This window comes from Vreelandella sp. F11 (assembly GCF_042466685.1).
In the GTDB taxonomy this organism is placed as follows: Bacteria; Pseudomonadota; Gammaproteobacteria; order Pseudomonadales; family Halomonadaceae; genus Vreelandella.
Genome location: NZ_CP170448.1, coordinates 3142235 through 3166650, shown reverse-complemented (window position 1 = coordinate 3166650; position 24416 = coordinate 3142235). Strand labels below are relative to the sequence as shown.

The following is a 24416-nucleotide window of genomic DNA, read 5'->3' as shown; positions in this document are numbered from 1 at the left end:
TGTTGCGTGAAAGTATAGAATAGCTGGGGAGAGGCATGGCGCATCTGGATGATTTGGCATTTTTTCAGCACTTGGCGCGGGCAGGTAGCCTCACCGCGACGGCTCGTGAGCTGGGGCTGTCGCTCTCTGCGGTGAGTAAGCGGCTAAAACAGTTGGAAGCGCGCCTGGGGGTAGAGCTGGCGGCTCGCACCACGCGGCGGTTGACGCTGACGGCGGAGGGGGAGCTCTATCTGGCCCGTGGCGCGTTGATTTTAGATGAGCTGGATGAGCTGGAAAACTCACTGGGAGAGGGGGCTGACCAAGCACTTAGCGGGCGTTTGCGGGTTAACGCCACCTTTGGCTTTGGCCGCCGCCATATCGCGCCTCTGCTGTCGCGCTTTTGTGCTGAGCACCCGGAAGTGGAAGGGTGGTTAGAGCTGACTAATTTTCCGCTCAATTTGAGCGACCATGGCTTTGATATTGGTATTCGCGTGGGCGAGCCCCCTGAGTCGCGCTTGGTCGCTCGGCGTATTCTGGCCAATCGACGCGTGCTCTGTGCGTCGCCTGCCTACATTGCCCTGGCGCCGCCTCTGCAAGTACCGACAGATTTACAGCAACACGCCTGTTTGGTGATTCGCGAAAATGACAGTGATTTCCCGCTTTGGCGCTTTGAACAAGCCGCTCAGTCTGCGAAAGGGCAGTCTGGGCAGACACAGTCGATAAAGGTCAGTGGTCGATTAGCTAGCAACGATGGAGAGGTCATTACCCGGCTGGCCTTGGACGGCCACGGTGTCATGCTGCGCTCATGGTGGGACGTGAACGAGCACCTTGCCAGTGGTGCGTTAGTTGAACTGCTGCCTGGCTGGCAAGGTGTGCGGGCGGATTTCTATGCGGTGTTCGAGCAGCGCCGCCATGTACCCGCCCGGCTACGCGCTTTTATCGATTATATTCAGCGTGAGATGACCGGCAGGGTTTCGGCGCTGCCAGCGGGGTAAGGCGTTATCGGCGGGGGCAAGCCTCAGCCTGGTTAACGTCGATCAACTCATCGGTGGGGAAGTCCAGTTCGGCTGCCCGCTGGCGCAGGCGGGTTTCAGCCGTGTTATCCATCTCCGGCGTGCGTGAAAGGATCCATAGGTAGTCGCGGTTCGGGCCGGCCACTAATGCCCATTGGTACTCCTCATCCAGCTCAAGAACGTTATAGCCGCCGTAGAAGGGGCCAAAAAAGCTTACTTTCAAGCGCCCGACGTCTGGGGCATCAATAAAGTAGGCGCGGCCTTCTGCTTCATCCCAAGCCTGCTCTTCAAGGTTGTAACCGCGGTTGATCACTCGCACACCGCCGTCATCGCGCAGACTGTAAGTGGCGGTAACGCAGTCAAGGCCGCGTTCAAAGGAGTGATCCAAGCGAGCTATTTCGTACCACTGGCCCAGGTAGCGGTCTAGCTCAAAGCCCGTGACGGGCTTGGTGCCATCAGGGATGCCGGTACACCCTGTGAGTAGGGCCATGGTGATGACACTGCTTCCTAGCACTGCTTTCATTAACGCGCTCCTTGGCGAAGACTCATGAGGGATCGGCTATCTTAAGTACTGTCTCAAGTACTATGGTAAGGGCTATCTTAAGGGCAATGTTAAGGACTATGTCTGACGCTATTTTGCCATACAAGAAGAGCACGTTGGTGATGGCGTGCCACTATTTAAACGGCAAACAAAGGAGTGTTTATGTGGTTCCAACAAGAGATTCATTTCCCCGAAGTGGCGCGCGGTTTTCATTTGATTACAAATGATGTAGCTCGTGCGCTGCCATGCATAAACGACTGCCATATTGGCATGCTGCATTTGCAGCTGATGCATACCTCTGCCTCGTTAACGCTTAATGAGAACACTGATCCGGATGTGCGCCACGATTTAGACGCGTTTCTGCGTCGTCTGGTACCCGAAGATTTGCCCTATTTTCGCCATACGCTGGAAGGGCCTGATGATATGCCAGCCCATGTGGCCGCCAGCCTGCTGGGAACAGAGCTTACCCTGGCGGTGCGGGATGGACGCTTGGCCTTAGGTACCTGGCAGGGCATATGGCTGGGAGAACACCGCAATCAAGCGGGGCCACGGCGGTTACTGGCTACCCTAAACGGCTGTGAGGCGCGTTAACCTGGGCCGCCAACTCTATGCAACGTTGCTGTATAGTAAAGGCGTTTTTAGGCTCAAACCGCCCGTGTGGCGGCTTTGTCATGTTTATTATTGAAAAGCGCTTTTAAATGCCTCGACGCTCCTTTTTTCGCCTTTCCCGTCAGCGCTGGTTGCGGCTGTTCTTCTACCTTAATCTCGCCCTGGTGGTAGGGCTGATTACTCACCAAATTTGGCTGTATGTGGCAGAGTCCAAATTTGAGTCGGTGCATACCCTTGAAGTGGCAGATATACGCGAGGTACTGAGGGATCGAACCGACTACCGCTTTGCGGTGGTGGGCAATATCAATAACTCAGTAAACGTGTTTCAGGAGGAGATTGTGCCGCTCATCAATCAGGGCGGTATCGACTTTCTGGTTTCTGCGGGCAATGCCGTGAATGGGGGGCGACAGGAGAGCTACCAAGCGATCTACCAGAGCCTGGAGACGCTCAATGTCCCTTACTTACTCACCTACGGCGAAAACGAAGATAGTGATTTTGGTAGCTACTTGTTTTACGAATACTTTGGGCCCCATTTTTACTCCTTTGTCGCAGGTAATAGCCACTTTATCTTCCTTGACGGCACCGGGAAGTCTTCTACCTCCTGGCAGCTTGATTGGTTGGAGCGGGAGCTTACGGCCTCAGAAGCAAAGCATAGGTTTTTGTTTGTTGGCTTGCCTCTGCACAATGTGGTGAGCGACGCGCCGCTGTTTGAAGCGGACAATTACCTCAATGACCCCCGCCTTGCTGATGGGATTATGGCGCTGGCGGAAGCGCACGGTGTCGATACCGTGTTCTCCGCCAACCTGACGCTTTTCTCTCAGCAGACAATTAATGGAGTGGATTACGTCACCACCGGTGGCGCGGGCGGTATTCTGATCGATGCCGACAGTAGCTTTCATCACTACGTTATCGTCGATGTCGACAGTGACAATGTCACTATTGCACCAGTACGTTTGAACGTGGATAGCCCTGGCTGGTGGCGAATGCTGAGTAGTGTGGCTTCTACGGTGTATGCCTTTTTCTACGTTAGCTATACCCGGTTTTTGCTGATTGTGGGGGTATTGACGCTGCTCGCGCTGCGCTTGCATCGGCTGATCTTTGAAGACCGCGACTACTATCCCGATTTTGATATCGACCCGACGCCTTTTATGGATAAGAGGCTACGGGTAGCGATGGTATCCAATAACTATTTTCCCTTTGTGTCCGGGGTATCGGTCTCGGTGGATCGCCTGCGCACTGGCTTGTGCGATCTAGGCCACACTATCCAACTGCTGGTGCCGCGCTACCGGGATCCCTGGCATGACGATAGCGCAACAGAGCGTATCCCTACGCTGATGGCGTTTGGTCAGAAGGGCGAGTTTCGGTTAACCAATCCCTTCAGCGCGCGTTTTCGCCGCTGCCTGCGGGCGTTCAAGCCTGACCTCATTCACGTTCATCACCCTTTTTGGCTAGGTTCCATGGGGCTATTTATGGGGCGTCGGCTCAAGGTGCCGGTAATCTACACCTATCACACCCGCCTGGAGCACTATGCCCACTTTGTGCCATTGCCCGGTGCACTGTTTCGAAATCTGATCTCGCACTACCTGATCAAGCGCTTTTCCAACCGCTGCCAAGGGGTGATTGTGCCGACTCACTCCGCAGAGGAGTATCTGCGCATGATTGGAGTGAAAACCCCCACGCTAGTGCAGCCTACGGGCATAGATGTGGCGCGGTTTGCCCAGGTAGAGGAGAGTGCGTTGGAGGCGTTGCGCGAGCGATTAGGTGTCGACCCTGCCAGCAAAATATTGATCAGCGTCTCGCGGATTAGCAAAGAGAAAAATATTGGCTTTATGCTGGAAGCCCTCGCCGAGCTTAAGGCACAGGGGCACGCTGATTTTCATCTGCTACTGATTGGCGATGGGCCGGATCGTGCAGCGATTCAAACCAAAATTGATACCTTGAAACTTACGGCGCAGGCCACGCTGGTGGGCGCGGTGCCGCCTGACCAGATGGCGCTTTATTACCATCTAGGCGATATGTTTGTGTTTGCCTCCACCTCGGAAACTCAGGGCATGGTGATTCTTGAGGCGATGTCGGCGGGGTTGCCGGTCGTGGCGGTGCGCTCCAGCGGTATTGATGACGTGGTACGCCAGGGCGTAAACGGCTTCAAAACACCGCGAAATCGACAGGCGTGGGGGGAGAAAGTAGTGGCATTAAAAGATGATGCCGAGCTCAGCGAGCAGTTGGGTAAGCAGGCCAGCCAGTTTGCCGCAGAGTTCGATATCGCCAATTTCGCCTCAACAGTGGCGAGCTTTTACGCTGAGGTGCTGGCCAAGTATTACTCACCCTCACGGTGAGGCTGTTTTTTTGCTGCTTGGCGACGGCTGGCATAACGCTTAAGGCCTATTAACAGGCCAACTCCGGCAGCGAGTCCGACAGCCGCTAGGATAATTTCTTTCGCTGAAGCCGCGGTGAAAAGAGCGCCGAGTTGACTGCCCAATAGGATCACCGCTGCCAGCCCAGGCACAATACCCAGGGTGGAGCCGATCATATAGTCGCGAAATTTAAGGTGGAAGGCACCCGCCAGCATATTGGTGAGTGTGAACGGTGCCAGCGGCAGCAGGTTGATCACCGTCATGGTGCGAATGCCGCGCTTGGATAAGTAACCCGATAGGCCACGCAGATGGCGCCCGCCATAGCGCATCAGCGCCTCTCGACCTAACCAGTGGCCTACCCAGTAAGACACAACAGACGAGGTCAATGTGCCTAGCGTGGCGTAGGCCAATCCCCATATCGGGCCAAACAGTAGACCTGTTACCACCACCAGTAGGCTAAGCGGAAACATCACCAGTAGCGCGCTGGCGTAGGTGGTCATCACCGCGGCAAACATCCAGGGCGCGGTACGCCACTGGCGAATATAAGCGATAAACTCGCTAAGGCGCGCCTGGGTGAGTAGGTCGTAGCGCTGCAGTAGCTGCCACATGATGCCCAGCAGCACGACGACTACCAGCAGGCCAACACCCTTGCTCAATGTCCGCGACATGCCCACTCCCATCGGCTAAAAAAGCGCTAGCATACGCTAGCTGTCCGATGGGATGAAGGTGCGTTTACACCAAACGTTAGTTGTCGAGCTGGGCTTCAATGACCGGCCAGGCAGGGGCGCCGTCAGTGGTGGTGACGTCTGCCAGCATGGCTTCAATGCGTTCCGGGTGGTCGTTGATCCACTGTTCGGCGACATCGTTAAGGTCTTGCTCTTCCTGGCCAAACACCTGAATCATCCAGCTCTGCTCTTCTGCGGAGAAGGTGAACTGCTCAAAGAAGGTCACCACATTGGGGTTGGCTTCAGCATAATCACTGCGCAGCAGCGTCAGCACATCGCTTTCACCGTTATTCTCACCGAACAGGTCTTCGGGGTCTTCCAGGTAGCGCATGGGCAGTTCAAGGTTCATCCAGTGGGGCGTCCAGCCTACCCAGACAATCGGTTCTTCACGGGAAATGGCATCACGTGCAGCGGAAAGCATGCCGACTTCACTGGTATCGACGATCTGCCAGTCGCCTAGGCCCCAAGTGTCGTTATCAATGGCATTGTGGAGAATCTCGCTGGCGGCGGAGCCTGCCCCAAAGCCATAGATCTCGCCGTCGAATTGTTCGCGATTTTCATCCAGATCAGCAAAGCTTTGAATGCCGCTCTCATACAGGTATTCCGGCACGGCCAGGGTCATTTGTGCGCCATCGACGTTGTTGGCGACATCGATAAGTACGCCTGACTCCTTGCGCGGATTGAACATTTCCCTCTGGGCGGGCAGCCAAGCACCCAGGAAGGCGTCGATATCGCCGCTTTCGATCCCTTGATAAATGACTTGTAGGCCAATGTCGTGAGTGCTGGTTTCGTAACCGAGTGGGTTTAACAGTTTTTCAGCAATGGCGGTTTTAACCGTAATGCCGGGCCAGGCGGGTACCCCAAAATCTAGGGTTTGGTCGTCGGCATGAACTGCCGAGGCGAATAGCGTAGCGGTGGCGAAGGCAATGCTTGAGGTGAGAGGTTTAAGGTGTGTCATGGGATCTCCTTGCTTGGTTTTTGTCTGGATAGGTGTTGTCGTTCAACAGTTATTATTGGATGACGCTAAACGTTGCGAGCCAGCACGCGGAGGCGTGAAGCCAGCATATCGCGGTCTAAATAGGTGCCCTGTAAATGGCGTGCGCCGCTGTTGGGATCAAATTCGCGCCGCCCGTGGAGTACCCGGCGATTATCAAAAGCGACCATCTGCCCTGGGAGAAGAGTGAACTCCAACTGATGCGCTTCACTGTGAAACAGCTTCCATAGCAGGGCGTAGGCGCTGTACCAGGCATCCATCTGCTCTACCGGCAGGTGGAGGGCATCGCGAATCCAGTTGTTTAAGCGCATTTCGACCAGATTGCCTGCGCTATCCAGGGTGACCACCGGTGCCCGCATGGAAATATCGTGGGTTTCATCCTGAAAGCGAAAGTCGATGGGCGTTTCGCTAAGAATCGCGAGCGCTGCCGGGTCTTGCTGGCGCAGGGCCTCAACCACACGCGCACCATCGGCAAACAGCGATTCGCCGCCGCTGGCACCATTTTGTAGGCAGTAGAGCAGCTGAATATCCGGCGGCTGCCGCCAGTTTGGCAGGTCAATATGCAGCGGTAACCCCACGGCAGTATAGGCCGCGTTATTAGGGTTGGGTTTGGAGCGTACGTCAAAGCGAGCGCCAAAGTTGGTGGCACGCAGGGGGCCAATACGTTCGGCTAAACGGCTCACTTCCTCTTCCACCAGGGGGCCATCGGTGATCAATGCCAGCCCGTCCCGCAGCATGGCGGTCAGCCAGGCCTTTTCGCCCTCTGGAGTTAAAAAGTCGCTATGGCGAATGCGCTCGGGAGCAAAGTCATCTTCCCACGGAGCGACTTTTGGAACGGCTGAGGCTAGCGCGGCCTCTGGACGGCGCTGGTATAACCAGCCGCTATGAAAGGCACTGACGTGACCATCCTGCCAGGTAAGGTGCAAGTGGCCCTCCAGCAGCGCAACACTGGGTGGCTCGGTGATGGGTTCAAGGGGCAGGTAAAGCCGTTCGCGGGTCTGTGGGTGGCGGCAGGCCGGGCAGGCGCAGTGATCACGTAGCCAACGCAGGGGCAGGGTCGTTTGGTGACCCTCTTGCCACGTTAGGGCTACGCCTTGCTGAGTCAGCGTGGCTTGTATGAGTGCCGGGCTTGAGTGATAAGGCGCTAATTCGCCCATTTCGGGGGCGTGATCCTGAGGTGAGGTTTGTAACGCGCTGTTCATGTGAACTCCAATTCGCTCCCTAAGTGCCAGTGCCAGCAGCGGTTTTATAGGCATGCCTCAGGGGATTTGCGTAAGTGCTATCTAGGATGGGGAGTAGCTGCGGCAGTGACAAACGATTAATCTGGCCCCTAAGGTGTCATTTTATTTATAGGTTCCTTTTTCATGAGTCAGTTACCCCCTCTACTATGGCTACAAGCATTTGAATCTGCGGCGCGCACTTTGAGTTTTACTGCCGCCGGCAATGAACTGGGTGTCACTCAAGCGGCCATTAGTCAGCGAGTCAGGCTGCTGGAAGACCGGGTGGGGCAGAAATTGTTTGTGCGCCATGCGCGCAGTTTGACGCTCACCCCCGCCGGGCAGGCGTGGCTGCCAAGTATTCACGATGCCTTTGTGCGTATTAGCGAAGGCACCCTGGAAGTGTTTGGCAGCACCTCTGAACAGCCGGTGACGCTGCGGGCCACGCCGATCATTCAGCAGTCGTGGCTGGCGCCGCGATTGATTGCTTTCCACCACGCTCACCCTCAGGTGGCGATTCGCCTAGTGAGCGCTATCTGGCCGGACGACTTTGGCCCCGAAGGGGCCGATATCGAAATTCGTTATGGCAAAGGAGAGTGGACGGGCGTTGAAATGCAGCCGCTAGGCGAAGAGCAATTGCTGCCTGTTTGCTCGCAAGCCTTAGCGGAGATGCTAACCGAGCCAAGTGATTTGGCGGGGCATACGCTGCTTCATGCAGTGGGATTTGGGGTCGGGTGGCCGGGGTGGCTACAGGAGGCGGGCGTTGCCCATCTGGAGGCGCAGTGCTGGTCGCTCACTTGCGACAATCAAGTCATGACATTGGCCCTGGCGAGCCAGAGTGGGGGTATCGCGCTAACCCACCGGCGCTTAATGGAGCAGCACAACGACTTGGTGGCGCCTTTTGAGCTGAGTGTACCCAGCGATGAACGCTTCTGGCTGGTGCGCCCTAGCCGACGCCACGTCAGCGATGAAGCCGCACTGGTTTGGCAGTGGCTCGTTGATTCACTGGGCTAAGTGGTTGTTGCTGATTGAACGTCTTTTTGCCAATTTTCTTGCCATTTTGGTGCAACCGTGAAAAATGAAGCGCCTTCACTGTTTAAAAAGGCGTGCTTTTCATGGATTTTACTCTTCCTCCACTGCTGACATCGCTGGTGGATCGCGGCAACGGTCTGCTCTGGGGCAGTGTGCTGATTTACCTGCTGATAGGCGCAGGCCTCTATTTTACGGTGCTGACCCGCGCTATTCAGCTGCGCTATTTCGGCCATATGTTCAAGCTGCTGGGCAGTTCCCGCCAATCAAATGGTGGTATCTCTTCGTTTCAAGCGCTCTCCACCAGCCTAGCGGCCCGAGTCGGCACGGGTAACCTTGCGGGTGTCGCGGTGGCTATCTCTTTGGGTGGCCCTGGTGCCATTTTCTGGATGTGGATGACCGCCATGGTGGGGATGGCGACAAGCTTTGTTGAGTCCACCCTAGCCCAGGCATATAAAACCGACCACGGCGACAACACCTTCCGTGGCGGCCCCGCACGTTATATTGAGCGTGGTTTGGGCTTGCGCTGGCTGGCCGTTTTATTCTCTATCTGTTTGATTATTGCCTTTGGGTTGGCGTTCAACAGCGTGCAGGCCAACTCTATCGCCCAGGCCATGGAGCAGGCATTTGCCGTTCCCACCTGGGCAATGGGGTTAGTGTTGATGGCGGTGGTTGCTCCGATCATCTTTGGCGGTTTGAAGTCGATTGCCAAGGTGGCTGAGCTTGTTGTACCGCTGATGGCGCTGCTCTACTTAATTCTGGCGCTGGTGGTGGTAGGGCTGAATATCAGCGACTTACCCGCTGCGATCATGGCTATTGTGCGTAGTGCTTTTGGCTTTGAGCAGGCGGCCGGTGGGGCAGTAGGCTACGCGGTTTCCCAGGCGATTATGAACGGCATTCAGCGCGGGCTGTTTTCCAATGAAGCGGGCATGGGCTCAGCGCCCAACGCGGCAGCCACAGCCTCTACGCGGCCCGATCACCCCGCTGCTCAGGGCTTTATTCAGATGCTTGGGGTGTTTCTGGATACGCTGGTGATCTGTACTGCCACGGCGGCCATTATCATTATGGCCGGCCCGGAGCTAATGGCGGGGGAGGAGAATAACGGCATTCAGTTGACCCAAATGGCGCTCTCAAGCCATGTGGGCGAGTGGGGCGGCATGTTCGTCGCGGTGGCTATTCTGCTGTTTGCGTTCACATCGGTGATTGCCAACTACTCTTATGGCGAGTCCAACATTGAGTATCTGGCCGGGCGCCGCGCCCCGGTTGCCGTGTTTATATACCGCTTAGCGGTGCTGGCAATGATCATGATTGGCTCGGTGGCAAGCCTGGGGGCGATTTGGAACTTCGCCGACCTCTCCATGGGCATGATGGCGATTATTAACCTGGTCGCGATTCTCATGCTGTCGCCAGTGGCTTTCTCACTCTTCCGCGACTACGAAAGGCAGTTGAAAGCGGGCAAAGAGCCGGTTTTCGACCCCAGCCGCTTCCCCAAGCTGGTTGATAAGGTTGATCCAAAGGCCTGGCCTAAAAAGTAATTGAGTTGAGCCAAACGAGCTGCACTAGACGAGTCCAAGGCGTTTAGTAGGCTGGCCGCGCCCCGTCTCGCATTTTGCGACGCGGGGTTTTTTATTGGTGCTGGTATGATTCGATTTAATCGAATACAAGTCGGAAAACGTTGCGCTTTTGCTTATTAGAAAGCGCCGTAGAATAGCTCCCAATCCTTCCCTTTAATGATTTTGGAGCTTTCAATGACAACTCGTGCCCTGGTGATTACTTCTTCTATTCTGGCTGATAATGGTCAATCTAATGCGTTGGCGAATCGCTTGATTGAACAGGCTAATGCCCGCAACGATATCGAGGTCACCCAGCGTGATGTCGTCAAGAACACACTGCCTCACTTGGATATTAGCGAACTAGGTGCTTGGCAAGTGGCGGCCGCAGAGCGTACTGCCGAGCAGCAGGCGTTAGCCGTGCGTTCTGACGAACTGCTGGCTGAGTTGCGCGCCAATGATGTTTTGGTGATCGCCGTGCCCATGTATAACCTGGGCGTTCCTTCGCAGCTCAAGGCCTGGTTTGACCGAGTACTGCGGGCCGGTGAAACGTTTCGTTATACCGAAAATGGCCCTCAAGGCTTGGTGGAGGGCAAGCGGGCAATTATTCTGGCAGCTCGTGGCGGCATGTATGCCGGCACCGAGATGGATAGCCAGACGCCACATCTTAAAAGCATGCTAGGCTTGATGGGCATTACCGATGTAGACGTGGTTTACGCAGAAGGCCTGAACATGGGGGATCAGCATCGCGCTGTTGCCCTTAAAGAAGCTTTCCAGGCGATCGATCAACTGGTTGAGGGGCTTTAAGCACGCTTAGGCGCGCTCTCAAGGAATATCTCAAGGCCTCTCAAGGAATAATAGAAGGAGAATCACATGGCCCGGCCGGAACTGCTCGAACAGATCTACACCATTGTCGATCAAATTCCGCCGGGACGCGTGACCACCTATGGCCGCATTGCCGCCATGACCGAAGGTGCCACCCCACGCATGGTAGGTTCCGCCATGCGGCATCTGCCGGATGGCCATCAGCTCCCCTGGCACAGAGTGATTGCCTCCTCTTTGAAGCTCGCCGATCACGGCGGCGCCGAACGCCAGCACCGCAAACTGCGCGATGAAGGCGTGCTGTTCGATGCCAAAGGCCGCATACCAGCGCACCTCGTTTGGCCTGATTAAGCTTTAAGGTATTTTTAAAACAACGGCGCCGCCCAAATTGGGCGGCGCCGTTGTATATGGTGGCGAGTTTATTATGAGCGTTGGTGATTTGCTTTACACCTCACACCTCACACCTCACATTTTACTCCTCACTCTTCCAAATTAGCACCCGATTTCCACGACCAGTCGCGCCAACGCAGATCAAATAGGTCTTTGCGGCGGTCTTTAAGGTTGGTCACAGAGCCTTCGGCGCGTACTACCGTTAGGCGAGTGAGATCCAAGTCCGAAAAGAAGATCATCTCGGTATTGGGCGTGGTTTCCGCCAGCACCGCATCGTGGGGGAAGGCGAAGTCAGAGGGGGAAAACACTGCTGATTGGGCGTACTGGATATCCAGGTTTTCAATGGAAGGCAGGTTGCCGACGCTGCCGCAGAGTACGACGTAGCACTCGTTCTCTATCGCCCGCGCCTGGGCACAATGGCGCACACGCAGGTAACCGTTTTTGGTATCGGTCCAGAAGGGCACAAACAGAATGTCCATATCCTGGTCAGCCAGCAGCCGGCCCAGCTCTGGAAACTCCACGTCGTAGCAAATTAGAATGCCCACGCGGCCGGCGTCGGTATCGAACACCTGTAGCTCATCGCCGCCCTCGATTACCCAGTCGCGGCGCTCTTGTGGGGTAATGTGTAGCTTGGCCTGGCGCTCAACGGTGCCGTCGCGATGGAACAGGTAGGCGATGTTGTAGAGTCGGTCATCGTCCCCCACTTCAATCATCGAGCCGCCAACAATATTGATATTGTAGGAGACCGCCATACGCGACAGTTCAGACTTAAAGCGCTCGGTGAAACCGGCCAAAAAGCGAATTGCGCCCATTTGATCCTGTTGAGCGGCGCGGTCTTGAAGGCCCATCAACGGTGCGTTGAACAGCTCTGGAAATACCGCAAAGTCACTCTGGTAGTCGGAGAGCGCGTCGACGAAGTACTCGATCTGCTGAAGCGCGGCTTCTACCGAGGAGAACTCACGCATCTGCCACTGCACCGCGCCCACCCGCACCTGGGTCGGTTTGTTATCAAGCACGCTGGCCGCGGGCTCAAATAGAATGTTGTTCCACTCCAGCAGGGTGGCGTAACCCCGCGACTGCTCATCTTCCGGTAGGTATTTGCGCAGTAGGCGCTTTACCTGGAAGTCATTGGCCTGCTGGAAAGAGAGGATCGGATCGTAGATCTCTTTACGTGAGACTTTATCGATATATTGAGCAGGCGTGAGTTCATCGGCGTGCTGGTGGTACTCAGGAATGCGTCCACCGGCAAGGATCGCCCGTAGGTTCATGGAGCGGCACAGCTCTTTACGCGCTTCGTAAAGGCGGCGGCCCAGTCGATAACCCCGGTAGTCCGGGTGAATCAGTACATCCAGCCCATACATAGCGTCGCCATCCTCGTCGTTGAGGATGATCTCACGATGGCCGATCAGGTCATCGTACTTATGCGGGTTGGAGAATTCGTCGTAATCCACCTGCACGGTGAGTGCTACGCCCACCAGAAGGCCATCGTCTTCTATGGCGATTTGGCCGTCGGGGAATTCCTGAATCAATTTGTCGATGGTGTGTTTCGGCCATGACCCGCCGATATCGTGATAGACAGCGTCCATCAACGCCTTGAGCTGATCGTAGTCATCGCTCATTAGGTTGCGTAGATTAAGATGCAGTTCTTCCAGGGACATATCAGGGCTTCCCAGCGTCAGAAGTAAACGACCATTCTATCATTGTTGGGCGTTGCTAGGCTTATCCGAGGTTAAACCACGTGCTAACGGGCGTGTCAGCGTTTGCGCCATAATGACCCCAGCCAGAATCAGTAGCCCACCGGTAAAGTGGAACCCCGCCACTTGTTCTCCCAAGAAGGCCATCGCAATCAGTGCGCTAAATAGCGGCATCAAGTTGATGAAAATACTCGATTGATTGGCACCGATCTGGCGCACCGCGCGCATCCATAAAAAAGTGGTGATGATCGAAGCAGGAATGCCCGCGTAGACAATCAGACCGATATTTTGGCCATCGATAGGTGTCATTGGCCCCATCAAATAAGGCGGTAACAAGAACAGCACCGCAAAACAGACCTGGGCATAAAGCATCACCCAGGGCGGTAAATTCATCGACCAGCGCTTGAGCATCACCCCATATAGCGCGTAGCAAGTGGCGGCTACCACCATCAGCGCATCTCCTAGGGCCACCTGTAGCTGTAGCAGCGAGAGGGGATTGCCGCGGCCCAGGAGCACTGTAACCCCGACGAAGGCCAGCACGCCGCCCACAATGCCGCCCAGGGTCGGCGGCTCGCGAAGAATCAGTGCGCTCAGCAGCACCGTTAACAGTGGCACCATGGCGGCAAGAATGCCCATATTGGTCGCGGTGGTTGTTTCGGCAGCCACATAGGCCAGCCCCTGCCACAGGCCCATGCCTAGCAAGCCCAAAAGCGCAAGCTTTGGCCACTGGCGACGTATTTCGTCGCGGTGTCGTAGCGCAGCGGGGAGGACAAAGGGGGTCATCACCGCCAGGGCAAGCAGCCAGCGTAGAAAAGCGATGCTGCTAGGCGCGATGGCACCTACGCTAAGCTGGTTAATGGTCATATTGCCCGACCAGATAAGCACGGTGGCAAGCGGCGGTAAAAAGTACATCAAGGGCATAGCAACGGTTCCTTATCGTTAGCCGGGTAATGTGCCGCGGATTTGCACGCTGGGCAAGCGGTTGGCCCAAGTATCTAGGGACTATACGTGATGCTCTGGATGTCATACGCTTGTTTGAATTTGTTTTATAATGACGCTAATAAAATTCAGGAGACCCGTGATGAGCCAAACGCCCGCGTACCCAAATCTGTTTCGCCCACTGGCCATTGGCCATTTAACCCTGCCCAACCGCGTCTTAATGGGCTCGATGCATACCAATCTGGAAGAGGCCCCCAATGGCTTTGAACGCTTAGCGGCCTTTTATGCTGAGCGGGCTCGGGAGGGCGTCAGCCTGATCGTCACCGGCGGAATCGCGCCTAATCCAGAGGGCGCGGTTTTCCAGGGAGCCAACGCGCTTATTGATGAAGCGCAGTTGCCGGAGCATCAAGGGGTGGTTGATGCCGTGCATGCCGAGGGCGGCCACCTGTGTATGCAGATTCTCCATGCTGGACGTTACGCCTACTCGCCGGATCTGGTAGCACCTTCGGCTATTCAGGCGCCGATTAATCCCTTTATGCCTCGGGCGCTGAGCAGCGATGAGGTTGAGCAACAAATTGCCGACTATGTTCGCTGTGCCAGGCTTGCTCAACAGGCGGGTTACGATGGGGTTGAAATCATGGGGTCGGAAGGCTACCTGATCAATCAGTTTATTTGCCAACGCACCAACCAGCGTGACGATGAGTGGGGCGGGGCGTTTGAAAACCGTATGCGCTTTGCGGTCGAGATTGTGCGTCGGGTTCGCGCGGCAGTGGGTGAACGTTTTGTGATCATCTTCCGCCTCTCAATGATTGATTTAGTCGAAGAGGGCAGTACCTGGGAGGAGGTTGTCACGCTGGGTCAAGCAATCGAAGCGGCTGGGGCGAATGTGATCAACACCGGTATCGGTTGGCACGAAGCACGGGTACCTACCATTGTGACTAGCGTGCCCCGCGCTGCCTTTACTGAAGTGACTAAGCGCATCAAATCGGCGCTATCGATTCCGTTAATCACCACCAACCGCATCAATATGCCCGAGGTGGCGGAGCGTGTGCTGGCAGCAGGCCACGCGGATATGGTCTCCATGGCGCGGCCTTTCCTGGCTGACTCCGCCTGGGTGCGCAAAGCCGAACAGGGCCTGGCGGAAGAGATCAATACCTGTATCGCCTGTAACCAGGCCTGCCTGGATCACACCTTTGCTGGCAAGCTGACCTCCTGTTTGGTCAATCCCCGCGCTTGCCACGAGACCGAACTGACCATTGAACCGGCACAAACGCCCAAACGGGTGGCCGTAGTGGGCGGTGGCCCGGCGGGGCTGGCAACGGCTGTGACAGCCGCAAGCCGCGGCCATAGCGTGGTCTTATTTGAGCAGCGCAGCGAGCTGGGCGGGCAGTTTAACTATGCGCGTAAGATTCCTGGTAAGGAAGAGTTTAACGAGACGCTGCGCTACTACCGGGTAATGCTGGAGAAGCATGCGGTAGAGGTTCGCTTGAATACCACCGCCACTGTAGAAACGCTTGCCGAATTTGACGAGGTGGTCATGGCCACCGGCGTTCAACCCCGGGAGCTAAGCCTGCCCGGTTACGATCACGACAAGGTGCTGAGTTATGCCGAAGCGATTGAATCCCCTGAGCGCGTTGGCCGTAAAGTGGCGGTGATTGGTGCGGGAGGCATTGGCTTTGATGTGTCTGAATTGCTGGCGCACCAAGGACACCCGGCATTGGATATTGCCGATTGGTGTGACGAGTGGGGCGTTGATTTGGCGGTGGGCGAACGGGGCGGCCTGAAAGCGCCGACGCCGCCTGCGGTTCCCCGTGACATTGTCATGCTCCAGCGTAAAGCCTCCAAGCCGGGTAAGTATCTGGGGAAAACCACCGGTTGGGTACACCGCGCATCGCTTAAGCAGCGGGGGGTAAAAACCCTCACCGGCTGCGAATACCTCAAAATCGACGACGAGGGGCTGCACATTCGCCGCGACGGCGCCGATCAAGTGCTCGCCGTTGACAGCATTGTCGTGTGCGCCGGGCAGGAGTCGGTGCGCGATCTGTTGGCGCCGCTAGAGCGTGCAGGAACAGCGGTACATATTATTGGCGGCGCGGATGAAGCCAGCGAGCTGGACGCCAAACGCGCCATTGAGCAGGGTACTCGATTGGCCGCTGGCCTGTAGGCTGGTTAGAGTAAATTTTACAAACGCCCATTCACTAGGTGTGAGGGCAGGTTGAAGCGAGGGTCTTTCGCCATGGATGGCGAAAGTAGCGTCCATGGATGGATTTACAGCGCCCTCGCGGAAACCTGTCCTCATCACCGGTACGTCATGAGATAGTTCTGTGCAGGAACGTTGAGCAGGTGACGTTAGCCCATAAATGGCGATAGACTAAATGACTAATCTAGTTATTAAGCATAATTAGATATTAAAGGCGCGAGTGGCACCCAGCTCGCGCTGTTCGATCGCCAGATAAAAGGACTGTCGTCATGACCTCGGAGTGTAGCCCGCGATTTTTAGCCAGTGATAACACCTCCGGTATCTGCCCGGAGGCGATGGAATACCTGCTGGAAGCCAACCGCTGTGATGATTTGGCTTACGGCAACGATCTCTGGACCGCCCGCGCCGCGGATCGCTTCCGCGAGATGTTTGACTACGACTGCGATGTCTTCTTTGTTTTCAACGGTACCGCCGCCAACTCACTGGCACTCTCGGCGATGGGGCGCAGCTACCACAGCGTTATTTGCCACGAGCTGGCGCATATCGAAACCGACGAGTGTGGCGGCCCGGAGTTCTTCTCTAATGGTGCCAAACTGCTCACTTCGCCGGGGGCCAACGGTAAGCTAACACCGGAAGGCATTGAGGCGCTGGTCACCAAACGCAGCGATATTCACTACCCCAAACCCAAAGTGGTATCGCTCACCCAGGCCACCGAGGTGGGCACCCTTTATTCTCGCGAAGAGCTAATGGCCATTCGAGCCATTGCCGATAAGCATGACCTGCGACTGCACATGGACGGGGCTCGCTTTGCCAACGCCTGTGCTAGTTTAGACATGTCACCGGCCGAGCTTACTTGGCAGGTAGGCGTGGATGCGCTGTGTTTTTCGGGCACTAAAAACGGCCTGGCGTTTGGCGAAGCGATCCTGTTCTTTAATCGTGATTTAGCCGAAGATTTCTCCTACCGTTGCAAGCAGGCGGGGCAGTTGGCTTCCAAAATGCGCTTTGTTTCAGCCCCGTGGTTAGGGCTGTTAGAGAGCGGCGCCTGGCTAACTAACGCCCAGCATGCCAACGAAATGGCGCGCTATCTCTCGGAAGGGCTGCAAGCGCTGCCGGGCGTATCACTTATGTTCCCTACCCAGGCCAATAGCGTCTTCGTTGAATTGCCGCTACCGGCGATTGAAGCGTTGAAAGCCAAAGGCTGGACCTTCTATACCTTTATTGGCGCAGGCGGAGCCCGTTTTGTGTGTGCTTGGAACACTACCGTTGAACTGCTGGATGCGCTACTAGCCGATATCCGCTTGGTACTAGCGCAGTAACGGCGGTGTTGCGCTCTTTGTGGCGCGGCTTGTCACGCATGACCCAGCAACGCCGCTGCCAATGCCAGCGGCGTTGCTGGGTCATGCTTTGCGTTTATTGGTGATGCCTGGACTAACGCAACTATTCGTCTGAATAATTCTCTTATCTATATCGCTGCAGCGTTGAAGTTTTAGTCATCACTTTTTGCTAATGCTGACTACGCTAAAAAAGCGACACCTCGTTTGGCACGCCGTTGCGACACACTTGGCTTGACGGTGACTGCCTGGGGATGGGCCATAGGAGAGTTTCATGAGCATCTTTGATCACGTTCAAGACCGTTTTTCCCGCGTTCAGCAAGAGGACATGAGCCTTGAGGAGTACTTGGCGCTTTGTCGCCGTGATCCGAAGGTTTATGCCAGCGCCGCCGAGCGCATGCTGGAAGCCATAGGCGAGCCTGAGGTGATCGACACGGCGAAAGACCCGCGTCTATCACGTATTTTTTCTAATAAAGTGATTCGCCGCTACCCTGCCTTTGCCGAGTTTCACGGTATGGAGGAGGCCATTGAGCAGATCGTCTCCTACTTCCGCCATGCGGCCCAGGGGCTGGAAGAGCGCAAGCAGATTCTCTACCTGCTGGGGCCGGTAGGTGGCGGTAAATCGTCACTCGCCGAGCGTCTTAAACTGTTGATGGAGAGGATCCCCTTTTATGCCATTAAAGGTTCGCCGGTTTACGAGTCGCCGTTGGGCCTGTTCTCTCCTGAAGAGGACGGCGAACTGCTGGAGAAAGAGTACGGCATTCCACAACGCTATTTACGCAGCGTAATGTCGCCCTGGGCAGCGAAGCGGCTGAAAGAGTACGGTGGCGATATTTCCCAGTTCCGCGTGGTGCGGTTATACCCTTCTCGGCTTAACCAGATTGCTATCTCCAAAACCGAGCCGGGGGATGAGAACAACCAGGATATCTCGTCACTGGTGGGTAAAGTCGATATTCGCCAATTGGAACTCTACTCCCAGGATGACCCGGATGCCTACAGCTTCTCCGGTGGCCTATGCCGGGCAAACCAGGGGCTGATGGAGTTTGTGGAGATGTTCAAGGCGCCGATCAAGGTGCTGCATCCACTGCTTACCGCTACGCAAGAGGGCAACTACAACCCTACCGAAGGCATGGGGGCGATTCCCTTTGATGGGGTAATTCTGGCCCACTCCAACGAGTCGGAGTGGCAGGCGTTTCGCAACAACCGCAACAATGAAGCGTTTCTTGACCGGGTTTATATCGTCAAGGTGCCTTATTGCCTACGGGTTACCGAAGAGATCAAGATTTATCAAAAACTGCTTGAGGACTCTTCACTTAACGCCGCGCCCTGCGCACCGGATACCCTGCGCATGCTGGCCCAGTTCTCGGTGCTATCGCGGCTGAAAGCGCCGGAAAACTCCAATATCTACTCGAAAATGCGCGTCTACGACGGTGAAAATCTGAAAGACACCGACCCCCGCGCCAAGTCTATTCAGGAGTACCGTGACGCCGCCGGCGTCGATGAGGGCATGCAGGGGCTTTCTACGCGCTTTGCGTTCAAGATTCTCTCCAAGGTATTTAACTTCGACAGCACCGAGGTGGCCGCTAACCCAGTCCATTTACTGTATGTACTTGAACAGGCATTGGAGCGCGAGCAGTTGCCATCGGAAGTGTTTGAGCGCTACTTAGGCTTTATCAAAGAGTATATGGCGCCGCGCTATGTGGACTTTATCGGCAAGGAGATCCAGACCGCTTACCTCGAATCCTATAGCGAGTATGGCCAGAATATCTTTGACCGCTATGTGACCTACGCAGACTTCTGGATTCAGGATCAGGAGTACCGTGACCACGAAACCGGCGAGTTACTAGACCGCCAGGCGCTCAACGAAGAGCTGGAGAAAATCGAAAAACCCGCGGGCATCTCGAACCCTAAAGACTTCCGCCACGAGGTGGTCAATTTTGTGCTGCGGGCGAGGGCGCAGAACAATGGCATGAACCCAAGTTGGCAGTCTTATGAAAAGCTCAAGGGCGTGATCGAGCACAAGATGTTCGCCAATACCGAAGAGCTGCTGCCGGTGATTTCGTTCAATGCCAAGGCTTCCCGCTCGGATCAGAAAAAGCATGAGGACTTTGTGGCGCGGATGGTCGATCGTGGCTACACCGAGAAACAGGTGAGGTTGCTATCCGAGTGGTATCTGCGCGTGCGCAAGTCCCAGTAAGGGGTGGCATGCTTAAGATGGGTGTCTAAGGAGGTCGTATGACCTACTTTATTGATCGAAGGCCAAACGCGAAACATAAAAGCGCGGTAAATCGTCAGCGCTTTTTGGAGCGCTACCGTAAGCATATCAAGCGCTCGGTTGAGGAGGCTGTTAACCGCCGCTCAATTACCGATATGGAGCGCGGCGAGAAAATCTCGATTCCGGCGAAGGATATCTCAGAGCCGGTCTTCCAGCATGGGCCGGGCGGGGCGCGTAATATCGTTTCGCCCGGTAATAAAGAGTTTGTCGCTGGTGACAAAATCCGCCGTCCCGGTGGTCAGGGTGGCGGTAGTGGCACCGGCGAGGGGGGAGCCTCTAATCAGGGTGAAGGCGTCGATGAGTTCGCTTTTACACTGAGTCGCGAAGAGTTTTTGGAGTTTGTTTTTGACGGTTTAGAGCTCCCCCATTTGCAACGTAAACCGTTGAAATCGCTTGAAGAGGTCAAAATGGTGCGAGCGGGGCTCTCCCGGGACGGTGTACCGTCGCGGATTAGCATTACCCGCTCGATGCGCGAAGCCTATGCCCGGCGTATTGCCATGCGCGCGCCGATTAAGCGGGCGCTAAGAGAAGCGATTGATGCCTTGGAGGCCGAAGAGCGTAAAGACCCGGTACTGCGCAATCCTGCACGCATCACTGAGCTGAAAGCCGAAATTGAGCGCCTGGAGAAGCGTATCGCGGGCGTACCCTTTATTGATACTTATGACCTGCGCTACCACCAGCTTAGCGCGCAGCCACAGCCCTCCAATCAAGCGGTGATGTTTTGTGTCATGGATGTTTCCGGCTCGATGACCCAAAACCATAAAGACATCGCCAAGCGGTTTTTCCTGCTGCTCTATCTGTTCTTGGAGAAGCACTACGAGAAAGTCGAGCTGGTCTTCGTGCGTCACCATACCGCCGCCCGGGAAGTCAGTGAAGAGGAGTTTTTCTACTCCCGGGAAACTGGCGGTACGATTGTTTCCAGTGCCCTGAACCTGGTGAATAGCATTATCGAAAAGCGCTATCCCGTGGGTCAGTGGAATCTATATGTGGCCCAGGCTTCTGATGGTGATAACTGGGACGACGACTCCAATATTTGCCGCGACTTGCTGGTCAAACAGCTTATGCCGCAGCTGCAGTACTACTCCTACGTGGAGATTACGCCCCATGATCATCAGTCACTGTGGCATGAGTACGAAAGTGTGGTGAAAGAGTTTCCTGAACGCTTTGCCATGCGCCAAATTGTGGAGGCGGGCGATATTTATCCGGTCTTTCGTGAGTTGTTTAAGCGCCGCTTAAGCCAGTCGTCTTGACCGTGTGTAGAGGAGTGGGCTATGAGTGCGACCCGCAAGCGTAAGCCGATTGCCACTGGCTCCGATTGGAACTTCAGTGTACTGGAGCGTTTTGATGCGGAGCTGGCTAGGCTCGCCGATGAGTATCGGCTGGATACCTATCCCAACCAGATAGAAGTCATTACTACCGAGCAGATGATGGACGCCTATGCCAGCGTGGGCATGCCAGTGGGCTATCACCACTGGTCGTTCGGCAAGCAGTTTCTGGCCGTGGAGCAGGCGTATAAACGCGGCCAGATGGGCCTGGCCTATGAGTTGGTGATCAATTCAGACCCCTGCATCGCCTATTTAATGGAGGAAAACACGCTGATGATGCAGGTGTTGGTGATGGCCCACGCCTGCTACGGCCACAACTCCTTCTTTAAGGGTAACTACCTGTTCCGGGCCTGGACCGACGCTTCGTCTATCGTTGATTACCTGGTGTTTGCGCGTAAATATATCGCCAAGTGTGAAGAGCGCCACGGCGTCCAGGCCGTCGAGCAGTTGCTGGATGCTTGCCATGCGCTACAAAACTACGGGGTCGACCGTTACAAGCGTCCCTCGCCGATCTCCGCCGAAGAGGAAGCGAAGCGTCAGGAGGAGCGAGAAACCTACCTGCAGACCCAGGTCAATATGCTCTGGCGTACTATTCCCGAGACGCCCGCCGGGGAAGTGCCACTACCGGGCAGCCTGCATGCCGACGATGACCCTTTGGGCTTGCACAGCGGTGGCCATTACCCCCCCGAACCTCAGGAGAACCTGCTCTACTTCATTGAAAAGAATGCGCCGCTATTGGCCCCTTGGCAGCGTGAAATCGTGCGTATCGTTCGTAAGCTGGCGCAGTACTTTTACCCTCAGCGGCAAACCCAGGTAATGAATGAAGGGTGGGCGTGCTTCTGGCATTACACCTTGATGAACCGGCTCTACGACGATGGCAATGTCGATGAGGGGCTGATGCTGGAGTTTTTGCAGTCGCATGCGGCGGTTATTAACCAGCCCGCGTTTGATCATCCTCACTTCAGTGGCATTAACCCCTATGCGTTAGGGTTCGCGATCTTTATGGATATTAAGCGGATCTGCGAAGCACCCACCGATGAGGATCGCGAGTGGTTCCCTGATATAGCGGGCACTCCTTGGCGGGAAACGCTGGAGTTTGCGATGCGTAATTTCAAGGATGAGTCGTTTATTCAGCAGTTTTTATCACCGAAGGTAATGCGTGATCATAAGCTGTTTTTGGTGGTGGACGATGATCAAGTGGAGACTCTTGAAGTAGCAGCGATTCATAACGAGCAGGGGTACCGTCAGGTTCGGGAAGCGTTAGCTACGCAATACGCGCTCTCTGTTCGTGAGCCCAATATTCAAGTGGTGGAGGCTGCCATTCGTGGGGATCGCTCGCTAACGCTGCATCACGTTCAGGATAGCCGGCGGCCATTAGGGCGCAGCGTTTATCCGGTGATACGCCATTTACAGCAGCTGTGGGGGTTTCCCGTTCATCTAGTCTCTTTGGAAGAGGGGCGAGTCACGCGGCGTTTTCACTGGCCGGTAGAGGATGAAAGCCCGACCGCTTAGCCACTAACGTGCTTTAAACAAAGCTACCCCGCTCAAAAGGCGGGGTAGAGGTTCTCATACAGCTATCAACTTCTAAACGCTTAAGCTTGGGCGGTCCAGGATTGGCACCAGCCAGCAGGCGCTACGCTATTCTCAGGAAATAGCTGGCAGCCCTCATTTTCTGCTTTATAGAACATGCAGTTATCGCAGCGTTCGCCCTCTTCATACGCAGGGTGGTCGCTAGCTTCACTGGCGTCTTCCACATAGTTCAGCGCTTGTGCATTGGTTGCGGAAGGATCAAGGCGCGGCAGCTCTTGGGCAAAAGCACTCTTGGAAAGAATACCCGCTCCCAGTGGCAGAGCCGCAAGGCCCAGCATACTGTTACGCATAAAGTCACGACGGCTCTTATTAGCCATGATTACTCCTTATCGTCACGGTCTGACGTTTGGTCACGTTATCGGGTGGTTATCCACCTCTTTATGCTCCGCATCACCTTATAAGCCGGAGCTTTTTGCTGCATCTTTCAATCCTACACTTCAACTACATGCTAGCGGATGTACAAGGGTTGTGCGAATAGTGCTGCTGGGATAGCGACAATTGGTCACGCCGTAGCAGGGTGCTGCGCTAGCTTCCTTGTCGCTGCTATACTCTGCGCATCTTCGACATTACTTTTTATGACCATTTTCTCTAAGGGGCGTGCCATGCAAAATGCAGTTATTTTAATCAATACTGATAAAGGCCAGGTCAAGGCTGTGGCCGAGCGCCTGGCTGATGTAGAAGGCATTAGCGAAGTTTACTCCACCTGTGGCCGTTATGATCTCGTGGCGATTGCCCGCACCCGTGATTTTGAAAGCTTGGCCGAATTGGTGACGGAGCGCTTAAACGCCGTGGAAGGAATTAGCGATACCGAGACCCTGAATGCCATGCAGGTTCACTCCCGCCACGATCTTGAAACCATGTTCTCTTTGGGTTGGTAGCCCTTTATTATTTGGTTACACGCAAAGCGTTCACGGACGCAGTAAAAATGAAAAAACACTAATGTAAGCATTTAACAAGGGGAAAATCTGTTGGGAACATCGCTTTTGAGCTGGCGTCGGCAGGGGCGACGCTTGGGCATTGCCGTGCTTTTTGTGGTGGTTGGCACAGGGCTGTGGGAGTTTCAGGAGCGGCAGCATAAAGATGCTTACACCTGGATGGGGGTGCCCACTTGGGAGGAGTTTCGCCCGACGACAATACACCGGGTGTTGCGCAACGATGGCTACTTGGTGGGCTGGTCCGATGTGCGGGTCAACCCGCTATGGGTGAGTTATCAGGTTGAAGCAGTAGACGACTCAAGCATTGGCCCAAGGCCAAATTTCCAAGCCGATTGGCGCACGCTGTGGCCGATAGGCACCGACAGCTACGCCGGTAGCGGTTACGACCGAGGCCATTTAGCACCCAACTACGCCATTGCGGCGGTGCATGGGCGCAGCGCTCAGGTCGATACCTTCCTAATGAGCAATATGACCCCGCAGCGCCCCAACCTGAACCGGCAGCTCTGGCAGCGCTTGGAAGAGGCGGTAATGGATCACTTCGCGCCGCGTTTTGACCGCTTGCAAGTGATTACTGGCCCCATTTTTCCAGAGCACTTTATGGATAACGTCTTTAATCGCGTTGGGCTGGTTGAAGTGCCGGAAGCGTTTTATAAAATCATCGTGGTGCCGCATAGCGAAGGGCCACTCGCGCTGGCCTTCATCATGCCGCAAGACGTGCGCGGCAATGAGCCGTTAGATGACTACTTAGTGACCATCGATGAAATTGAAGCGCGCACAGGGCTTAACTTCTTCCCAGACCTGGCACCACCGCTTGAGGCTGTCCTGGAAGGTGAGCTTCGTACACAAGGGTGGGCGCTGGGAGAAGTAGCGAAGCGGCCGGGGCGGTTTCAATAAATTGGGGGGG

General features: G+C 55.5%; 21 protein-coding genes. 14 read left to right on the top strand and 7 right to left on the bottom strand.

Annotated features, from left to right (window positions below):
• Positions 1-35 precede the first annotated feature (35 nt).
• Positions 36-974, top strand: coding sequence for a LysR family transcriptional regulator (locus tag ACFIOZ_RS14495; RefSeq protein ID WP_386079011.1), 939 nt, complete (start codon positions 36-38; stop codon positions 972-974).
• A 4-nt stretch (positions 975-978) separates the two neighbouring features.
• Here the strand turns inward: ACFIOZ_RS14495 and ACFIOZ_RS14490 are convergent, their stop codons facing one another.
• Positions 979-1515, bottom strand: coding sequence for a lipocalin family protein (locus ACFIOZ_RS14490; protein ID WP_386079008.1), 537 nt, complete (start codon positions 1513-1515; stop codon positions 979-981).
• 180 nt (positions 1516-1695) lie between these two features.
• On the opposite strand from ACFIOZ_RS14490, the gene ACFIOZ_RS14485 reads away from it, so the two are divergent.
• A complete protein-coding gene (locus ACFIOZ_RS14485; RefSeq protein WP_386079005.1) occupies positions 1696-2124 on the top strand; it encodes a secondary thiamine-phosphate synthase enzyme YjbQ in 429 nt (142 codons plus the stop codon).
• A 107-nt stretch (positions 2125-2231) separates the two neighbouring features.
• Complete coding sequence (locus ACFIOZ_RS14480) at positions 2232-4478, top strand: glycosyltransferase (protein WP_386079003.1); 2247 nt, start codon at positions 2232-2234, stop codon at positions 4476-4478.
• Here ACFIOZ_RS14480 and ACFIOZ_RS14475 read toward each other — a convergent pair.
• From ACFIOZ_RS14475 to ACFIOZ_RS14465, 3 genes are all read right to left on the bottom strand, one after another.
• Positions 4460-5164 (bottom strand): TVP38/TMEM64 family protein, encoded by a 705-nt coding sequence (locus ACFIOZ_RS14475; protein WP_386079001.1) that lies wholly within the window; start codon positions 5162-5164, stop codon positions 4460-4462. The genes ACFIOZ_RS14480 and ACFIOZ_RS14475 overlap by 19 nt on opposite strands.
• Before the next feature lie 76 nt (positions 5165-5240).
• Entirely contained in the window at positions 5241-6179 is a 939-nt protein-coding gene (locus tag ACFIOZ_RS14470; protein ID WP_386078998.1) for an ABC transporter substrate-binding protein, read from the bottom strand.
• Between the two features lie 65 nt (positions 6180-6244).
• On the bottom strand, positions 6245-7417 hold the full coding sequence (locus ACFIOZ_RS14465; RefSeq protein WP_386078996.1) for a TauD/TfdA family dioxygenase: 1173 nt from the start codon (positions 7415-7417) through the stop codon (positions 6245-6247).
• Between the two features lie 162 nt (positions 7418-7579).
• Here ACFIOZ_RS14465 and ACFIOZ_RS14460 point away from each other — a divergent pair, with 162 nt between their 5' ends.
• The 4 genes from ACFIOZ_RS14460 to ACFIOZ_RS14445 all read left to right on the top strand — a co-directional run bounded on the left by ACFIOZ_RS14460 (position 7580) and on the right by ACFIOZ_RS14445 (position 11184).
• Entirely contained in the window at positions 7580-8446 is an 867-nt protein-coding gene (locus ACFIOZ_RS14460) for a LysR substrate-binding domain-containing protein (RefSeq protein WP_386078993.1), read from the top strand.
• 101 nt (positions 8447-8547) lie between these two features.
• Positions 8548-9996, top strand: a complete 1449-nt coding sequence (locus tag ACFIOZ_RS14455) for an alanine/glycine:cation symporter family protein (protein ID WP_386078990.1) — start codon at positions 8548-8550, stop codon at positions 9994-9996.
• 213 nt (positions 9997-10209) lie between these two features.
• Entirely contained in the window at positions 10210-10818 is a 609-nt protein-coding gene (locus ACFIOZ_RS14450) for an FMN-dependent NADH-azoreductase (protein ID WP_386078988.1), read from the top strand.
• A gap of 66 nt (positions 10819-10884) precedes the next feature.
• Positions 10885-11184 carry an MGMT family protein gene (locus tag ACFIOZ_RS14445; RefSeq protein WP_386078985.1) on the top strand — a complete coding sequence of 100 codons (300 nt, stop codon included), beginning with the start codon at positions 10885-10887 and terminating at the stop codon, positions 11182-11184.
• Positions 11185-11312: 128 nt separating this feature from the next.
• On the opposite strand, the gene ACFIOZ_RS14440 is transcribed toward ACFIOZ_RS14445, so the two are convergent.
• Positions 11313-12881, bottom strand: coding sequence for a GNAT family N-acetyltransferase (locus ACFIOZ_RS14440; protein WP_386078983.1), 1569 nt, complete (start codon positions 12879-12881; stop codon positions 11313-11315).
• Positions 12882-12920: 39 nt separating this feature from the next.
• A complete protein-coding gene (locus ACFIOZ_RS14435) occupies positions 12921-13838 on the bottom strand; it encodes a DMT family transporter (RefSeq protein ID WP_386078980.1) in 918 nt (305 codons plus the stop codon).
• 160 nt (positions 13839-13998) lie between these two features.
• Between ACFIOZ_RS14435 and ACFIOZ_RS14430 the strand changes: the two genes are divergently transcribed.
• The 5 genes from ACFIOZ_RS14430 (at position 13999) to ACFIOZ_RS14410 (ending at position 22499) form a co-directional block, all read left to right on the top strand.
• On the top strand, positions 13999-16020 hold the full coding sequence (locus tag ACFIOZ_RS14430) for an FAD-dependent oxidoreductase (RefSeq protein WP_386078978.1): 2022 nt from the start codon (positions 13999-14001) through the stop codon (positions 16018-16020).
• Between the two features lie 305 nt (positions 16021-16325).
• A complete protein-coding gene (locus ACFIOZ_RS14425; protein ID WP_386078975.1) occupies positions 16326-17372 on the top strand; it encodes a threonine aldolase family protein in 1047 nt (348 codons plus the stop codon).
• A gap of 289 nt (positions 17373-17661) precedes the next feature.
• Complete coding sequence (locus tag ACFIOZ_RS14420) at positions 17662-19584, top strand: PrkA family serine protein kinase (RefSeq protein WP_226247045.1); 1923 nt, start codon at positions 17662-17664, stop codon at positions 19582-19584.
• Between the two features lie 38 nt (positions 19585-19622).
• Positions 19623-20912, top strand: a complete 1290-nt coding sequence (locus ACFIOZ_RS14415; RefSeq protein WP_386078971.1) for a YeaH/YhbH family protein — start codon at positions 19623-19625, stop codon at positions 20910-20912.
• 21 nt (positions 20913-20933) lie between these two features.
• A complete protein-coding gene (locus ACFIOZ_RS14410; RefSeq protein WP_386078968.1) occupies positions 20934-22499 on the top strand; it encodes a SpoVR family protein in 1566 nt (521 codons plus the stop codon).
• An 80-nt stretch (positions 22500-22579) separates the two neighbouring features.
• Here ACFIOZ_RS14410 and ACFIOZ_RS14405 read toward each other — a convergent pair whose 3' ends face one another.
• On the bottom strand, positions 22580-22894 hold the full coding sequence (locus ACFIOZ_RS14405; protein ID WP_386078965.1) for a high-potential iron-sulfur protein: 315 nt from the start codon (positions 22892-22894) through the stop codon (positions 22580-22582).
• A gap of 285 nt (positions 22895-23179) precedes the next feature.
• Between ACFIOZ_RS14405 and ACFIOZ_RS14400 the strand changes: the two genes are divergently transcribed.
• Positions 23180-23455, top strand: coding sequence for an Lrp/AsnC family transcriptional regulator (locus tag ACFIOZ_RS14400; protein ID WP_008958975.1), 276 nt, complete (start codon positions 23180-23182; stop codon positions 23453-23455).
• A gap of 105 nt (positions 23456-23560) precedes the next feature.
• Positions 23561-24406: a DNA/RNA non-specific endonuclease gene (locus ACFIOZ_RS14395; RefSeq protein WP_386078962.1), complete on the top strand. Its 846-nt coding sequence runs from the start codon at positions 23561-23563 to the stop codon at positions 24404-24406.
• Positions 24407-24416 lie beyond the last annotated feature (10 nt).